Annotated in this window: 16 protein-coding genes; 8 read left to right on the plus strand and 8 right to left on the minus strand. The window is 66.3% G+C overall.

Annotated elements, in window-relative coordinates; all coding sequences use genetic code 11:
• Position 1: 1 nt before the first annotated feature.
• Positions 2-436, minus strand: coding sequence for an RrF2 family transcriptional regulator (locus tag RB2654_RS08595; protein WP_008330492.1), 435 nt, complete (start codon positions 434-436; stop codon positions 2-4).
• Between the two features lie 106 nt (positions 437-542).
• Here RB2654_RS08595 and RB2654_RS08600 point away from each other — a divergent pair, with 106 nt between their 5' ends.
• The 3 genes from RB2654_RS08600 (at position 543) to RB2654_RS08610 (ending at position 2,361) form a co-directional block, all read left to right on the plus strand.
• Positions 543-1,175 (plus strand): SAM-dependent methyltransferase, encoded by a 633-nt coding sequence (locus tag RB2654_RS08600; protein ID WP_008330493.1) that lies wholly within the window; start codon positions 543-545, stop codon positions 1,173-1,175.
• Between the two features lie 105 nt (positions 1,176-1,280).
• Complete coding sequence (locus RB2654_RS08605; protein WP_008330494.1) at positions 1,281-1,781, plus strand: fasciclin domain-containing protein; 501 nt, start codon at positions 1,281-1,283, stop codon at positions 1,779-1,781.
• Between the two features lie 196 nt (positions 1,782-1,977).
• A complete protein-coding gene (locus RB2654_RS08610) occupies positions 1,978-2,361 on the plus strand; it encodes an ester cyclase (RefSeq protein WP_008330495.1) in 384 nt (127 codons plus the stop codon).
• 337 nt (positions 2,362-2,698) lie between these two features.
• Here RB2654_RS08610 and RB2654_RS08615 read toward each other — a convergent pair whose 3' ends face one another.
• Complete coding sequence (locus tag RB2654_RS08615; protein WP_008330496.1) at positions 2,699-3,562, minus strand: asparaginase domain-containing protein; 864 nt, start codon at positions 3,560-3,562, stop codon at positions 2,699-2,701.
• 104 nt (positions 3,563-3,666) lie between these two features.
• Between RB2654_RS08615 and RB2654_RS08620 the strand changes: the two genes are divergently transcribed.
• From RB2654_RS08620 to RB2654_RS08640, 5 genes are all read left to right on the plus strand, one after another.
• Positions 3,667-4,755, plus strand: coding sequence for an AI-2E family transporter (locus RB2654_RS08620; RefSeq protein ID WP_008330497.1), 1,089 nt, complete (start codon positions 3,667-3,669; stop codon positions 4,753-4,755).
• Between the two features lies 1 nt (position 4,756).
• Positions 4,757-5,440, plus strand: coding sequence for a P-loop NTPase family protein (locus tag RB2654_RS08625; protein WP_008330498.1), 684 nt, complete (start codon positions 4,757-4,759; stop codon positions 5,438-5,440).
• A gap of 39 nt (positions 5,441-5,479) precedes the next feature.
• Positions 5,480-7,666, plus strand: coding sequence for an RNA degradosome polyphosphate kinase (locus RB2654_RS08630; protein ID WP_008330499.1), 2,187 nt, complete (start codon positions 5,480-5,482; stop codon positions 7,664-7,666).
• A gap of 97 nt (positions 7,667-7,763) precedes the next feature.
• Positions 7,764-8,594 carry a hypothetical protein gene (locus tag RB2654_RS08635; protein WP_148912471.1) on the plus strand — a complete coding sequence of 277 codons (831 nt, stop codon included), beginning with the start codon at positions 7,764-7,766 and terminating at the stop codon, positions 8,592-8,594.
• Positions 8,595-8,700: 106 nt separating this feature from the next.
• A complete protein-coding gene (locus tag RB2654_RS08640) occupies positions 8,701-10,236 on the plus strand; it encodes a Ppx/GppA family phosphatase (RefSeq protein ID WP_008330501.1) in 1,536 nt (511 codons plus the stop codon).
• 6 nt (positions 10,237-10,242) lie between these two features.
• Here the strand turns inward: RB2654_RS08640 and RB2654_RS08645 are convergent, their stop codons facing one another.
• The 6 genes from RB2654_RS08645 to hisN form a co-directional block, all read right to left on the minus strand.
• Positions 10,243-10,542: a hypothetical protein gene (locus RB2654_RS08645; RefSeq protein WP_008330502.1), complete on the minus strand. Its 300-nt coding sequence runs from the start codon at positions 10,540-10,542 to the stop codon at positions 10,243-10,245.
• 39 nt (positions 10,543-10,581) lie between these two features.
• Complete coding sequence (locus RB2654_RS08650; protein ID WP_008330503.1) at positions 10,582-11,613, minus strand: endonuclease/exonuclease/phosphatase family protein; 1,032 nt, start codon at positions 11,611-11,613, stop codon at positions 10,582-10,584.
• Positions 11,613-12,293 (minus strand): molecular chaperone DjiA, encoded by a 681-nt coding sequence (locus RB2654_RS08655; protein WP_008330504.1) that lies wholly within the window; start codon positions 12,291-12,293, stop codon positions 11,613-11,615. Before RB2654_RS08655 ends, RB2654_RS08650 begins: the two co-directional genes overlap by 1 nt.
• A gap of 43 nt (positions 12,294-12,336) precedes the next feature.
• On the minus strand, positions 12,337-12,954 hold the full coding sequence (locus tag RB2654_RS08660; protein WP_008330505.1) for a VOC family protein: 618 nt from the start codon (positions 12,952-12,954) through the stop codon (positions 12,337-12,339).
• 78 nt (positions 12,955-13,032) lie between these two features.
• Positions 13,033-14,367 carry an 8-oxoguanine deaminase gene (locus RB2654_RS08665; RefSeq protein ID WP_008330506.1) on the minus strand — a complete coding sequence of 445 codons (1,335 nt, stop codon included), beginning with the start codon at positions 14,365-14,367 and terminating at the stop codon, positions 13,033-13,035.
• Entirely contained in the window at positions 14,367-15,167 is an 801-nt protein-coding gene (gene hisN / locus RB2654_RS08670) for a histidinol-phosphatase (protein ID WP_040884617.1), read from the minus strand. The genes RB2654_RS08665 and hisN overlap by 1 nt, the downstream gene beginning before the upstream one ends.
• Between the last annotated feature and the right edge of the window lie 55 nt (positions 15,168-15,222).

Raw genomic sequence — 15,222 nt, forward strand, 5'->3', positions numbered from 1 at the left:
CTCAGGACGGGAAGCGAAAGTCGGGCGGCCCCGCCTCGTCCCTGAGGTCGGCGACCGTCACCCGCTCCAACTCCTTGCGAAACCGCCGCCGCGCACCGTCGAGGGCCTTGCCGAGCGCGGTGTTGGCCGCCTGCTCCAGTCGGCAGCCGGGCGCGTCCTGCGCCTGTCCCAGTGCGAAGAGCGACGGCTCGCCCAGCGCGTCGTAGATGGTCAGCATGGTAATCTGGTCGAGCGGGCGCGCCAGTGTCCAGCCGCCGCCGTGCCCCTTGACCGATCCGACGATGCCCGCGTCGCGCAGACCGCCCATCGTGCGGCGCACCACCGTGGCGTTCGTGTTCAGCATCCGGCCGATCTCGTCCGAGGTGGCCGGACCGTCGTGCCGTTCGAGGTGAAGGAGCGCGTGGAGCACGCGGGACAGGCGGTTGTCGGTTCGCATGGCACCACCTTACCGCGCCCGCTTTCGCAACAAAAGAGGTTGCGTGATATTGACGGGACGGATTTCACGTTACATATGAAGTCACGAGAAGCGAAAAGGAGCCGACATGACCGAGACGCAAGACCTGAGAACCTTCTGGGAAGATCGCTATGGCGCGATGACCGACCCGACGAACGGCAAGCCTTCGGGGGTGCTGGAACGGCTCGCCACCGGGCGGGTGCCCGGCCGCGCGCTCGACATCGGCTGCGCGCGGGGCGACGATGCGCTTTGGCTGGCGGCGACGGGCTGGACCGTCACCGGCGTCGACGTGTCCCAGACCGCGCTGGACATCGCGGCGGACCGCGCGAGGACAGCCGGGCTTGCCGACCGCATCACGTTCGAGCGTCACACGCTGCCCGAGACGTTTCCCGACGGCAGCTTCGATCTAGTCTCGGCGCTGTTCTTCCAAAGCCCGATGGCCTTCGACCGGGCGCGGGTGCTGGAACTGGCGGCGCGGGCGACCGCACCGGGCGGGCTGCTTGTCATCGCCGCGCACAACACCGCGCCCAGATGGCGGATGGCCGATCACGACCATCGGCCCGCCTTTCCGACCCCCGAGGAGGACCGCGCCGCGACGGCCAAAAGCGGCCACGTCTGGCGCGAAATCGAGGTCGGCCTGTCGGCCCGCGAGGTCACCGGACCGGACGGCGAGACCGACACCGTGAAGGACAGCCATGTCATTCTGGAGCGCGTGTCCTGACAGGTTCATCACGTCCGGTGACAGAGCCGTGACTGCCATGATCCCGCCGTTCTGACGGGCCGTAAGCCTCGCATAGACGACAGACAAACATGGAGGTTACCTGTCATGAAGACCCTCGCCACTGCTGCAGCCCTTGCCGTTCTAACCGCTGGTGCGGCCAATGCCGACACCATCGCCGCGATCGCATCGGGCAATGACGACTTTTCGACCCTCGTGGCCGCGGCCGATGCCGCCGGTCTGGTCGAAACGCTCGCCAGCGACGGGCCGTTCACCGTGTTCGCCCCGACCAACGCCGCCTTCGACGCGCTGCCGGACGGCACCGTCGAAAGCCTGCTGGAGCCGGACATGAAGGACGATCTGACCAACATCCTGCTCTACCATGTCGTGCCCGCCGAAGTGATGTCGGGCGACATCGCGATGGGCACCACGGCGGTCGAGACCGTGGCCGGTGCGACGCTGTGCGTGACCGCTTCGGACAGCGGCGTGACCCTGACCGACGGCATGGGCAACACCGCCACGGTGGTGAGCGCGGACATCGACGCCGACAACGGTGTGATCCACGTCATCGACACGGTCATCATGCCGGGCGAAGGCGCGTCCTGCTGACGAGAACTGGGACTCGAAAACTTTTTTCCTGCACGAGGGAACCAACTTTGCCCCCCGTGCGTAGTGTAGATGTCCCATGACTGTCCCAGCCGGGGCACCCTAACCCCGGCGTCGGAGCGGATCTCCCCCGAGATCCGCTCCTTTTTCTTGGGCGGGTCCGGTTTCCTTCCGCGCAACCGCGCGCCACAGTCGGGCCATGACCGAGACCACCGAACCGCTTTATCGTGGCTATATCGATTGCCTGAACACCCGCGACTGGGCACGGCTCGGCGCGTTCATCGACAGGGATGTGGATTACAACGGCACCCGGATCGGGCTTGAGGGCTATCGCGCCATGCTGGAGCGGGATGTGGCGGCGATCCCCGATCTGCGGTTCGTGATCGCGCTTCTGGTCTGCGATGCGCGCAAGGTGGCGGCGCGGCTTGTCTTCGACGTCACGCCCACTGGTCTTTTGTTCGATCTGCCCGTGAACGGCAGGCGCGTGCGGTTCACGGAGAACGTGTTTTACGAGGTCGAGGCGGGGAAAATCCGCCGCGTCTGGTCGCTGATCGACACCGACGCCATCGCGGCGCAGCTTTGACGACCGGCGGATTTCGGCCGTTTTCGGCGGGGCGGCGGACAGATGGGCCGGAGGACGGGAACCAATGGCGGGGTCCGTGCGTCGTGGATATGTCCCATGACTGTCCCAGCCGGGGCACCCTAACCCCGGCACCGGAGCGGATCTCACCCGAGATCCGCTCCTTTTTTTCTGGGCCGTATCGGGGTTTCGTCCGGGCGGTGAGCGGAATTTCGGGAATCCGAACGGGCACCGGGAACCATTCCGGGTTTCGCGCGTCTGATAAACAGTCCCATGACTGTCCCAGCCGGGGTCCCCGCCCCGGCATTGGAGCGGGCCTCTTCCCAGAGGTCCGCTCCTTTTAGCTTCGCCCGCCAGCCAGCCAGAGTTTCACGAGCGCCGCCTCGGGCGTTTCGCGTCCGCCGTTTTCGACACCGGCGGCCCAGAGCGCGGCGCCGGCTGCGTAGTGGCCGGGGGCCAGTCCGCCGCCCTCGCACTGGCTGACGGCGCGGATGCGTTTGCCTTGGGAGACGGCACCTGCGAGGGCCGCGTGAACCTCGGCGTCATGCATCACGGTGCCCGCGCCGAAGACGCGCAGGACCGCGCCATCCAGCGCCGCCAGCGCGCCCGAAAGCGCGGAAGCCGGAAGGCCGGGCGTCAGGGCGAGCACCGCCAGCCTGCGGTCCGGGTCGAAGCGGCGGGTTTCGGGCGGCCCCACCGGATCCTGTGGCACCGACCGGAAGGCATCGTCGCCGCGCGTGTCGTGTTTGATGAGCCCGCCCGCCTCCATGATCTTCTGCGCGAAGGCGCATTTCACGCCGGTCCAGCCGGGGGCGATGAGCGTGGCCACGGCGAGCGTCAGGTTGGCGCGCGCGCCCTCGCCCGCGCCGAGGGGCGCCATCGCCCCGCACAGGATCACGCGCACGTCGCGACCGGCAAGCGCCTGAGCCAGCGCCGCCCCGGTGAAGGACATGGTGTCGGTGCCGTGGGTGACGAGGATCGAGGCGCCGGGGTGGGCGTCGATCAGGTCGAGCATCCGGTTCCAGTCGTCGGGGCCGACGTCGGCACTGTCCAGAAGCGGGTCGAACAGGTGGGTGGTGAGCCGCGCGCCGGTGGGCATCAGCGCCTCGACCGCGCGTTCGACGCGGCCGCGTTCCGGCACCAGCCCGTCGGGCGACGGCACCATGCCGATGGTCCCGCCTGTGTGTATGAGCACGATCTCCATACCGTCACATAGCCTTGGCGGCGGGCGGGCGGCAAGCCGACCTCGGTGCTTGATCCTCAGGGCCAAACCCGCCAAGACTGTGGCCAACGAACAAGGGACCACACATGGCATTGCCGGTCGGCACGCAATTTCGGTACTGGGCCATCGCCGCGGTGGTCTTTTTCGTGCTGCTCTGGTTCCTGGGCGACGTCATCATGCCGTTCCTGATCGGCGGGGCGATCGCGTATTTCCTCGACCCGGTGGCGGACAAGCTGGAGGCCTGGGGGTTCAAGCGGATCTGGGCGACGATCACGATCTCGATCCTCGCCCTGATCGTCTTCGTGATCCTGATCCTGCTGATCGTGCCGTCGTTGGTCAATCAGGCCGGGCAGCTCATCAACCTCGCCCCGCAGATCGCGCAGAACCTGCGCGACTTTCTGATCGAGCGGTTCCCCGACGTGGTGGATCAGGACAGCGTGCTGCGCCAGTCGCTCGACCAGATCGGCAAGACCATTCAGGACCGGGGCGCCGAGCTTGTGGATGCCGTGCTGTCGTCGGCGATGGGGATCGTGAACATCGCGCTTCTGTTCGTGATCGTGCCGGTCGTGACCTTCTATCTGCTGTGGGACTGGGACCGGATGGTCGCGGCCATCGACGACCTGCTGCCGCGCGACCATGCGCCGGTGATCCGCGATCTCGCGAGCCAGATCGACCGGACGCTGGCGGGGTTCATACGGGGGCAAGGCACCGTCTGCCTGATCCTCGGCACCTTCTACGCGGTCGCCCTGATGCTCGCCGGGCTTCAGTTCGGCCTGATCGTGGGGGCGGTCGCGGGGGCGCTGACCTTCATCCCCTACATCGGCGCACTGGTGGGCGGGGCACTGGCCATCGGGCTCGCCCTGTTTCAATTCTGGGGCGAGTGGTGGCACATCGCCATCGTCGCGGGCATCTTCATGGTCGGCCAGTTCTTCGAGGGCAACATCCTGACCCCGAACCTCGTCGGCACCTCGGTCGGGCTGCACCCGGTCTGGCTGATCTTCGCGCTCTCCGCCTTCGGCACGGTCTTCGGTTTCGTGGGCATGCTGGTCGCCGTGCCCGTGGCCGCGGCCCTTGGCGTGGTCACCCGCTATCTGATCCAGCGCTACAAGGAGGGGCGGCTCTACAAGGGCCTGTCCGAAGGGGCGCTGCTGCCGGAAGATCAGGACGACGCCTGACATGGCCCACCAGTTGACGTTCGACCTGCCCGTGCGGACTTCGCGGGACCGCGGGGATTTCTTCATCGCCGACTCCAATGCCGTGGCGCTGGCCGCCGTCGAGCGGTGGAAGGACTGGCCCTCTGCGAAAATGGTGCTGACCGGGCCGGACGGCTCGGGCAAGAGCCATCTGGTCGAGGTCTGGGCGACCCTGACCGGGGCCGAGATCGTGCCCGCCGGAACGCTCGCCACGCTGGACACGGCCGCACTCGCCGGGCGCTCGGTCGCGGTCGAGGACGCCGACCGCGTCGCGGGCCAGCCGGAGGCCGAAGCGGCGCTGTTCCACCTCCACAACCTCGTGCTGGCCGAGGGCGGATCGCTGCTTTTGACCTCGCGCGCGGCGCCGACACGCTGGGGGCTGGACCTGCCCGACCTTGCCAGCCGGATGGAGGGGACAAGCATGGTGGCGCTCGAAACCCCCGACGAGGCGCTCATTTCGGCGGTTCTGGTCAAGCTGTTCGACGACCGCCAGATCGCCGTCTCGCCCAATCTGGTCGCCTATCTGGCCCCGCGCCTGCCCCGATCCCTTGCCGCTGCCCGAGATTTCGTCGCCCGGCTCGACGATGTGGCGCTGGCGGAAAAACGCGACGTGACGCGGGCACTGGCCGCCCGTCTGCTGGACAAGGATGCGGGCGCGGGCGCATAACGTCACAGAAAGGTTACGAAAGTGCCCGATACCGCGCATATGACAGACCAACCGATCTTGGCCGACTTTCTGGAGTCGGACTTCCCCGAACCCGTGACGATGGACCCGGTCGACATCGACGGCCCGAAACGCTTTTTCAACCGGGAACTGAGCTGGCTCGGCTTCAACTGGCGCGTGCTGGAAGAGGCCGAGAACCTGCGGGTTCCGCTGCTCGAACGCCTGCGGTTCCTGTCGATTTCCGCCTCGAACCTCGACGAGTTCTACACCGTGCGGGTCGCGGGTCTGCGCGAACTGGCCAACACCGGGCACACGACACCGGGCGCCGACGGGCTGCCGCCTGCCGAACAACTCGTGCTCATCAACGCGGATGCGCGCAACCTGATGGCACGCCAGCAGGAGGTGTTCGAGACGATCGCGTCGGAAATGGCGTCGACCGGGATGCACATCTGCACGCGCGACGCGCTGGACGAAGACGATTTCGCCTTTCTCGACGACGTGTTCCTGCGGCAGGTGTTTCCGGTGCTGTCGCCGCTGGCCATCGACCCGGCGCACCCGTTCCCGTTCATCCCGAACCTAGGCTTCGCGCTGGCGCTGCAACTCGAACGCAAGGGCGACAAGCGCAAGCTTCAGGCGCTCTTGCCGATCCCGCACCAGATCGACCGCTTCATCCGCTTGCCCAACCGCGACGGCGCGCTCCGGTTCCTGCCGCTCGAAGACCTGCTGCTTTTGCATCTGACGAGCCTGTTTCCCGGCTACGCGGCCAAGGGGCACTGTGCCTTCCGCGTGCTGCGCGACAGCGATCTGGAGGTCGAGGAAGAGGCCGAAGACCTGGTTCGCGAATTCGAGACGGCGCTGAAACGCCGCCGCCGGGGCGAGGTCGTTCGGATGAAGATCTCGGCCGATGCGCCGTCGGAGCTTCTGACGCTCATCAAGCGGGAACTGCATGTCACCGATGACGAGGTCGTCGAGGTCGACGGGCTGATCGGCATTTCGGACCTGTCCGAACTGGTGGTCGACGACCGGCCCGACCTGCTGTGGCCGTCGTTCACGCCGCGCATCCCCGAACGGGTGCAGGATCACGACGGCGATATGTTCGCGGCGATCCGGCAGAAGGACATGCTGCTGCATCACCCCTACGAGACGTTCGACACCGTGGTGCGGTTTCTGAACCAAGCCGCGCTCGACCCGAATGTGGTGGCGATCAAGCAGACGCTTTACCGCACCAGCCGCGACAGCCCGATCGTGTCGGCGCTGTGCGAGGCGGCGGAAAACGGCAAATCGGTCACCGCGCTTGTCGAACTCAAGGCCCGGTTCGACGAGGCCGCCAACATCCGCCAGTCGCGCAGGCTGGAGCGTGCGGGCGCGCATGTCGTCTACGGCTTCATGAACTACAAGACCCATGCCAAGATTTCGGCCGTGGTGCGGCGCGAGGGCAGCGATCTGGTCACCTACACGCATTATGGCACCGGGAACTATCACCCGATCACCGCGCGCATCTATACCGACCTGAGCCTTTTCACCTGTGACGAGGCGCTGGGGCGCGATGCGACGCGGGTGTTCAACTACCTGTCGGGCTATGCCCAGCCCGAAAAGCTGGAAAAACTCGCCATCTCGCCCCTGACGCTCAAAGCCAAGCTGATCGAGTTGATCGAGGCCGAGGCGGACCATGCCGAAGCCGGGCGTCCGGCGGAAATCTGGGCCAAGATGAACTCGCTCGTCGAAGAGGACGTGATAGACGCGCTTTATGCGGCGAGCCGGAAGGGCGTGAAGATCAGCCTCGTCATCCGGGGCATCTGCGGTCTGCGCCCCGGCATCAAGGGGCTGTCCGAGAATATCCGGGTGAAATCCATCGTGGGCCGGTTCCTCGAACACAGCCGGATCGTCTGCTACGGCAATGGCCACGGCCTGCCCTCGAAGAAGGCAAGGGTGTTCATGTCCTCCGCCGACTGGATGGGCCGCAACCTGAACCGCCGCGTGGAAACGCTGGTCGAGACGACGAACCCCACGGTGAAGGCGCAGATCGTCAGTCAGATCATGGCGGCCAACATGCACGACGTGGCGCAAAGCTGGGTGATGCAGCCGGACGGCAGCTTCGCGCGGGCCGACCTTGCCGGCAACGAAACCCCGTTCAACTGTCACCGCTTCTTCATGGAATACCCGTCGCTGTCGGGTCGCGGATCGGCGGGGGCGTCGGACGTGCCGGAACTGGCCCACAGCCACGACTGAGATCACGTCGGGCCGCTCGTCAAATGGCCCGTTGCGACCCCCAAGACCCTTTTCTATGGTGGGCGCCGGCCCCGTGCGGCACGATTTGGAGCGCCAGATGTTTCTTCACGAGGATTTCCTTTACGTCGATCTGAACAAGACAGGCACGGTGGCCGTCGAAAAGGCGCTTGGGACGCTCGGGTTCAAGCCGCAGAAATACAAACACCACGGCAAGCCGACCAAGGCCGATGTGCAGTCGCGCAAGGTCTTCGCGACGATCCGCGATCCGTGGTCGTTCTATCTTTCGCTCTGGGCTTATGGCGTGACGCACGCCACCTTGTCGGGGCCCTACACGCGGTTGACCAAGTTCAACCCGCTCGGCGGGCGGGGCGGGTCGATCAACCGGAGCGCCGCCGCACTGTCGATCCCGACCTATCTTGCGCAAAGCCTGTCCTACGACTGGAAGACCGCGCACGACAGGCTCTATGGCGCGATGGAGGTCGAGAGGTTCCGAAACTGGCTTCTTATCATTCTGGACCCGAAGCGGGCGACCTTCATCTCGGGCGTGTTCAGCCAAAGCGGGATGGTCCGCCATTCCGGCCTGCTGACCTATCGCTACTGCAAACTTCTGTGTTTCGATTCCGCCACCCTGCATTCGCGTAAGCTCGCCACGCTGGACGCGCTCAAGGCTTGGGAAGAGGAACAGTGCTACGTCGATCATTTCGTGCAGACCGCCAACCTGATGCCCGATCTGGTCGACACGCTGGCGCGGATCGGTGCGATCGGGGACGCCGAGGCCGCGCTGACGCAGGTCGGCGCGACCCGGAGCAATTCGACGCTGTCGAGCGAAAGCAAGCTTGCCACCTATTACACCCCGGAGCTTGTGGCCGCGGTGGCCGAGCGCGAGCGTTTCCTCATCGACAAGTTCCACTATCCCGCTCCAATGTGACCGGGCGACCGGAACCCCGATGGACCCGGGTCGTTCAGGTCAGAGAGGGGTTGCGGCGAGCGGACCCCTGAGGCCATAACCGGACAGAGCCACACGGGAGCGTGAGATGGACGGCAGCGAAGAACGGAACTGGGGCCCCTTCGGACGCCCGCTGTTCGAGGATGCAGCCGCCCGCAGCCTGAGCCGTGTGGGCGTGGTCGACATCGGGTCGAACTCGGTCCGGCTGGTTGTGTTCGACGGGGCCGCGCGTTCGCCTGCCTATTTCTACAACGAAAAGATCATGTGCGGGCTTGGGGCCGGCATCAACCAGACCGGGCGGCTGAACCCCGAAGGCCGGGTGCGCGCGCTGAAAGCGATCCTCAGGTTTCAGTTGCTGGCCAAGGGCATGAACCTGCCGCCGTTGACCGCCGTGGCCACCGCCGCCGTGCGCGACGCCGAGGACGGGCCGGACTTTCGCGAGGAACTGCTGCGCGAAACCGGGCTGCACATCCACGTCATCGACGGGCGCGAAGAGGCGCGGTTGTCGGCGCAGGGCGTTCTGCTCGGCTGGCCGGATGCGAACGGGCTGATGTGCGACATCGGGGGGTCGTCGATGGAGCTTGCCGTGATCGAAAACGGCGAGGTCGGGCGGCGGGTGTCGTCGGGCCTTGGCCCGCTCAAGCTCGAGGGCATGAAGGGCGGCAAGAAGGCCATGCGCCAGCACATCAACGACGTGCTGGCCGAACTCGCCGAAGAAATCGGGACGGGCCACAAGCGGCTCTACCTCGTCGGCGGCTCGTGGCGGGCGATTGCGCGGCTCGATATGTATCGGCGCGACTATCCGCTGACGGTTCTGCACGAATACCGCATGGCGCCCAAGACGCTGGCCACCACGCTCAAATGGATCGGCAAGGTCGATCTGGACGAGGTGCGCAGCCACACCGGCACGTCATCCACCCGCATGGCGCTGGTGCCGACGGCGTCGGAGGTGCTCAAACGGCTGGTGACGACCTTCCGCCCCAAGGAAATCGCGGTGTCGTCCTATGGCATTCGCGAGGGGCTGCTTTACGAACAGATGCCCGACCGGCTGCGCCAGCGCGACCCGCTGATCGAAGCCTGCCGGTTCTCCGAGAAAAAAGACGCGCGGATGCCGGGTTTCGGCAAATCGCTTTATGCCTTCATCCGCCCGCTGGTCGCGCATGAGCCGGACGCGCGGCGGCGGCTGGTCAAGGCGGCCTGCCTGCTTCACGACGTGACATGGCGCGCGCACCCGGATTACCGGCACGAGGTGTGCTTCGACAACGTCACCCGCGCCAACCTTGGCGGGCTGACCCATCAGGAGCGCGTGTTCCTCGGCCTCGCACTCTTGCACCGTTACAAGAACAGCCGCGAGGATTGCCGGTTCGAAGAAACGTTTTCGATCCTCACCGAGCGCGACATTCAGCGCGCCGAAACCATCGGCAAGGCCATGCGGTTCGGCGCGATGTTCGCGGTGAACGAGCCGCACAAGGTGGCCTCGCTCAACCTGCGCCCGAAGCGCAAGGAGTTGCACCTGACGATCAAGTCCGAGGCGGCCGGGTTGTTCGGAGAGGTCGCGGAAGCGCGGTTCCAGAGCCTCGCGCTGTCGCTTGGCGCGAACCCGTTCGTCACGATCAAGGATTGAGGCGGATCAGAGCGGCGTGCCTTCGGGTTCTTCCGGCTCGGGCGTCTTGCGGCGGATGATGATATCGCCGTTGGGCAGCTTTTCGGGCGCTTCGTAGTTGCGCAGATCCCCAAGCTCTTCCATGAACTCGCGCCACTCTTCGGCCAGCGGCTCCATCTCTTTCGACAGGCCGTCGAGCAGAAGCTTGAAGGCCTCCGACATCATCTCGGCCCCTTCACGAAGCTCGCGGTTTTCCGTGTCGTCCTGAGCGGCGACCGGGGCGGCCGCGACAAGCGCGGCGAGGACGAGGGGCGTGATCCGTTTCATGCCCAAGGATATGGGCGCGGCACGCCCGCCTGCCAAGGGTCACAGGTCGATGTCGATCGAAACCGGGAAGTGGTCGGAGGCGGTCAGAAGGGCTTCGCGCAATTCGATCGTGCGGTAGCACACCGGGTCGTCGAACGGGTGCCAGATGCGCCAGTCGGGCTTCGAGGCCAGCAGGTCGGGCGACACCATGATATAGTCGAGCAACGCCTGAAGGTAGCGTTTTTCCGAGTGAATCCAGAACCTTGCTGTGACAGGCATCGCGCCCACACGGCGCGACACGGCAAGGCGGGCGTGGGGGTCGTAAAGCTCGGTCTGCCCGGCTTCGCCCAACACGATCTCGATCCCCGAACGGCCGAAGAGCTTTTCGTATTCGTCCAGCCCCGGACCGTCGTTGAAATCGCCCATCACGATCAGGCTGTCGCCCGCGTCGAGGTGGTCGTTCACCCGCTGGCGCAGCCAGATGCACTGGGCCATCTGCTTGCGCCGGTTCTCGATGGCGAGGCGCATGACCTCGTCCGGGGCGGAGGCACCGTGCGGGGCCTTGGATTTGGCATGGACGCCGATCAGGCGCAGCACGCGCCCGTTTTCGCGGTTCGTCAGCGCGACTTCGAGCGGCGGCTTGGACCAGCGGATCAGGTCGGGGGTCGCGTCGATGTCGAGGTCGAAACGAAACACGCCGTCGAACCGGGGGGCATCGCGCGTGCCCTTCTTGCCGGTCTCGTCGCCCTGCGGATCATGGCGGGCCTCGAACACGTCGGGATTGTAGAGCAGCGCGATTTCCTGCTGCGTGGCGTTGCGGAAGCCCAACAGCGCCTTGCGCGCCCGCAGGCCATAGGCATGGGCGAAGGTTTCCAGCGCGCGCACGGTCGAGCGGGTGCGGTTGTCGTCCGGGGCTTCGATAATCATCACCGCATCCGCATCCATCGCGGTGAAGACGATGCCGAGCGCGGTCAGCTGATCGGCCCGCGTCACATCATGGCGCCCAGACCAGCCGCTATCCTCCAACATCCCGCCCGCATCGTCGAACAACCCGTCGAACCATTCGACGTTATAGGTCGCGATGCGGACCATCAGGCGCGGCCCGCGTTGATTTCTTCCCAGGCGCGGTTGACCGCGATCAATTGCTTTTCCGCCAGCTTCAGCGCCTCTTCCGGCACGCCGCGCGCGATCAGCTGGTCGGGGTGCGAGGCCCGGACCTCGGCGCGCCATGCCTTGCGGATTTCGGGCAAGGGCGTGTCGGGGGTGACGCCCAGCACCTCATACGGATCGGGGGCGGCGTCGGGCACGAAGCGGGCGCGCAGGGATTTGAACCGTCGCTCGTCGATGCCGAAGATGCCCGCCACCTGTTCGAGAAACGCGTCTTCGTTCGGGTGATACTGACCGTCGGCCATGGCGATGTGGAACAGCCCCTCCATCAGGTCGCACAGTGCCGGATCGGCACGCCCGAACATGCCCGCGATCCGTTCCGCGTATTGTTCGAACCCCGCCACGTCCTGCCGGGCGAGGTTGAAGACGCGCGCCGCGTTCGTCTCTTCCTCCGGCGGGATCGTGAACACCTCGCGAAAAGCCGATACTTCGTTCCGGGTCACGAGGCCGTCCGCCTTGGCCATCTTGGCCCCGAGCGCGATGACGGCAATGGCGAAGCCGGCCGAGCGTTCCGGTGGGGTGCGCAGGCGCGAGAACACCTCCGACAGGCTTTCGCCGGAGGTGAGGGCCGAGAGCGCGTCGGTGATGCGGGTCCAAAGCGACATGGGGGCAGTTAATCAGAGATAACACCGGCAAGACAGGCGAAACTCAGGTCAGAACGACCTCGTTTTCGCCTGTGCGGATACGGGCCGCCATGCCCACCGGACCTTCGACCACCTCGACGCGGGTATCGTCCAGAAACGGCGCGAGGGCGGCGCGCAGGGCCGCTGCGTCGGGATGGGACAGGGTGAGCGCGACAAGGCGCGCGCCACCGTCGGGAATGGCCGGGGCGGGATGCGGGCTGTCCCACTGGATCAGGCTGGGAAACATCCCGTCGAAGGGGAGTTTTCCGTCCGCCGGGATCGCCATGCGCCAGGAATAGGGGCCACGCGCCAGCGCGGTCCCCTCGCCCGTGCCCTTGGGCGCCATGGCCAGACCTTCAGCCAGATTGTCGACCCGCATGACCCAGTTGGTCAGACGCGGAGGCCCGGTGCGGTTGTCGAGATCGAAGAACCTAGGCCGACCGGGCGAGGTCGCGTCGGGGTTCGCGGCGATCACCTCGAGATAGTCGGCGGGGCCGAGCGAGAGCAGGCGGTTGTGCGTGCCCATCGAGGCATGGTCGCCGCCGCCGTCCATGGGCTGACCCAGCGTCCGCTCCACATGGTCCACACCGCTGGCCAACGTGGTCGTCGTGACCACGAGGTGATCCAAAGTCGCGTAGCTCATCCCGTTCCCCTTGCGCGCGCACTATGGCACGATGGCAAGGGAAACCAAAATGTTATCTGCGGAAACTAACTTTACCGGCTACCGCGCCAACGCGGTGGCGAGCCGGTTCTGCGTCTCGATCACGCGGGGCAGATCGATGGTCGTGACATACCCGTCGCGCACCACCTGACGCCCCTCGACGAACAGGTGTTTCACCCGTGTCGGCCCGGCGAGGAGGAGCGCCGCCGGATCCCAGCTTCCGGCGGATTCCACGCCCGAAACGTCCCAGACCGCGATGTCGGCGCGCTTGCCGACCGCGATCTGCCCGCAGTCGTCCCGTCCCAGCACCTCGGCCCCGCCCCGTGTCGCGATCCAGAGGGCTTCGCGTGCCGACATCTTGTCGGCCCCTTGCGCGACCCGTTGCAGGAGCATCGCCTGCCGCGCCTCGGCCACGAGGTTTCCGGCGTCGTTGGAGGCCGATCCGTCGACGCCCAGACCCACGTGAACGCCCGCGTCGCGCATCGCACGCACCGGCGCGATGCCCGAGCCGAGGCGGCAGTTGGAACAGGGGCAATGGGCAACGCCGGTCCGGCTGCGGGCGAACAGGTCGATCTCGGCCCCGTCCAGTTTCACGCAATGGGCGTGCCAGACGTCGTCCCCGGTCCAGCCCAGATCCTCGGCATACTGCCCCGGACGGCAGCCGAACATCTCTTCGGAATAAGCGATGTCCTCGTCGTTTTCGGCCAGATGAGTGTGCAGCATCACGCCCTTGTCGCGGGCAAGGAGGGCCGCGTCGCGCATCAGCTCCCGGCTCACCGAAAAGGGCGAACAGGGCGCGACGCCGACGCGGATCATCGACCCTTCGGAGGCGTCGTGATGCGCGTCGATCACGCGGATGCAGTCGTTCAGGATATCCTCTTCGCGCTCGACCACGCTGTCGGGCGGCAACCCGCCTGCGCTTTCCCCGATGGACATGGAGCCGCGCGTGGGGTGGAACCGCATCCCGATCTCGCGCGCCGCGTCGATCGTGTCGTCAAGACGCGCGCCGTTCGGGAAGAGGTAGAGGTGATCCGAGGTCAGCGTGCAGCCCGACAGCGCGAGTTCGGCAAGTCCCGTGAGGGCCGAAATCCGCATCTCGTCGGGCCCGAACCGTGCCCAGATCGGGTAGAGCGTCTTGAGCCAGCCGAAGAGCAGCGCGTCCTGCCCGCCCGGCACGGCACGGGTCAGGGTCTGGTAGAGGTGGTGGTGCGTGTTCACGAGACCGGGGGTGACGAGGCAGCCCCTCGCGTCCACCACTTCGCCCATCGGGTCGAGGTCGGGACCGACCGCGGCGATCATCCCGTCGGTGATGCGAATGTCGCAATCGGTCAATTCGGACTGGCCATCGTCCATGGTCAGAACGGTGGTGATGTTGCGGATCGTCAAGTCCGCCATCAATCGGTATCCGACAGGATCGCAAGGGCGGCGGCATGGATCGCGGGGTTCGCGGCGGCAAGGGCGCGGCCGCCTTCGTGAGCCGGCCCGCCTTTCCAGTCGGTGACGATCCCGCCTGCGGCACGGACCACGGCGATGGGTGCCTGAATGTCGTAGGCGTTCAGCCCCGCTTCGACCACGAGGTCGATGTGTCCGGCGGCCAGCAGCGCATAAGCATAGCAATCGGCCCCGTAGCGGGTGAGTTTGCAATGGCTAGCGAGCCGGTGGAACCCGGTGCGCTCGGCCTTGTTGCCGACCTCGGGAAACGTGGTGAAAATCGTCGCCTCTTCCAGACCCTCGGTGGCACGGGTGGAAAGCGGGCGGGTGCCCAGCGGTCCGGTCATCTCGCCCAGACCGAAGCCGCCGACGAACCGTTCGCCGATGTAAGGCTGGTCGATGATGCCGAGGTCCGGCCCCCCCGCGCCGCCGACGGCAATCAGAACGCCCCATGTCGGAGAGCCGGAAATGAAGGCGCGCGTGCCGTCGATGGGGTCGAGAACCCATGTCAGACCGCTGGTGCCGGGTTGGCGCCCGAATTCTTCGCCATGAATGCCGTCGTCGGGACGCCGATCCGCCAGCACCGCCCGCATCGCGGTTTCGGCGGCCCGGTCGGCTTCCGTCACCGGGTCGAACCCGTCGTCCAGCTTGTTGTCGGAGACCAGCGCGGTGCTGCGAAACCACGGCAGGATGGCGGCCCGCGCGGCATCCGCCATCGCGTGAGCCGTGGCAATCAGATCGGATTGTTCTTCGGAAAAAGTCACGGCACCCGCACCGAAAGGTTCACCCTTCGGCGGTAGAACGTCACCCCAAGCGCGT

This window comes from Maritimibacter alkaliphilus HTCC2654 (assembly GCF_000152805.1).
Classification (GTDB): Bacteria; Pseudomonadota; Alphaproteobacteria; order Rhodobacterales; family Rhodobacteraceae; genus Maritimibacter; species Maritimibacter alkaliphilus.

Excerpts from the sequence above, each read along its gene's own strand:
- RB2654_RS08595 (WP_008330492.1), bottom strand. The coding sequence starts at position 436 with ATGCGAACCGACAACCGCCTGTCCCGCGTGCTCCACGCGCTCCTTCAC.
- RB2654_RS08600 (WP_008330493.1), top strand. The coding sequence starts at position 543 with ATGACCGAGACGCAAGACCTGAGAACCTTCTGGGAAGATCGCTATGGC.
- RB2654_RS08605 (WP_008330494.1), top strand. The coding sequence starts at position 1,281 with ATGAAGACCCTCGCCACTGCTGCAGCCCTTGCCGTTCTAACCGCTGGT.
- RB2654_RS08610 (WP_008330495.1), top strand. The coding sequence starts at position 1,978 with ATGACCGAGACCACCGAACCGCTTTATCGTGGCTATATCGATTGCCTG.
- RB2654_RS08615 (WP_008330496.1), bottom strand. The coding sequence starts at position 3,562 with ATGGAGATCGTGCTCATACACACAGGCGGGACCATCGGCATGGTGCCG.
- RB2654_RS08620 (WP_008330497.1), top strand. The coding sequence starts at position 3,667 with ATGGCATTGCCGGTCGGCACGCAATTTCGGTACTGGGCCATCGCCGCG.
- RB2654_RS08625 (WP_008330498.1), top strand. The coding sequence starts at position 4,757 with ATGGCCCACCAGTTGACGTTCGACCTGCCCGTGCGGACTTCGCGGGAC.
- RB2654_RS08630 (WP_008330499.1), top strand. The coding sequence starts at position 5,480 with ATGACAGACCAACCGATCTTGGCCGACTTTCTGGAGTCGGACTTCCCC.
- RB2654_RS08635 (WP_148912471.1), top strand. The coding sequence starts at position 7,764 with ATGTTTCTTCACGAGGATTTCCTTTACGTCGATCTGAACAAGACAGGC.
- RB2654_RS08640 (WP_008330501.1), top strand. The coding sequence starts at position 8,701 with ATGGACGGCAGCGAAGAACGGAACTGGGGCCCCTTCGGACGCCCGCTG.
- RB2654_RS08645 (WP_008330502.1), bottom strand. The coding sequence starts at position 10,542 with ATGAAACGGATCACGCCCCTCGTCCTCGCCGCGCTTGTCGCGGCCGCC.
- RB2654_RS08650 (WP_008330503.1), bottom strand. The coding sequence starts at position 11,613 with ATGGTCCGCATCGCGACCTATAACGTCGAATGGTTCGACGGGTTGTTC.
- RB2654_RS08655 (WP_008330504.1), bottom strand. The coding sequence starts at position 12,293 with ATGTCGCTTTGGACCCGCATCACCGACGCGCTCTCGGCCCTCACCTCC.
- RB2654_RS08660 (WP_008330505.1), bottom strand. The coding sequence starts at position 12,954 with ATGAGCTACGCGACTTTGGATCACCTCGTGGTCACGACGACCACGTTG.
- RB2654_RS08665 (WP_008330506.1), bottom strand. The coding sequence starts at position 14,367 with ATGGCGGACTTGACGATCCGCAACATCACCACCGTTCTGACCATGGAC.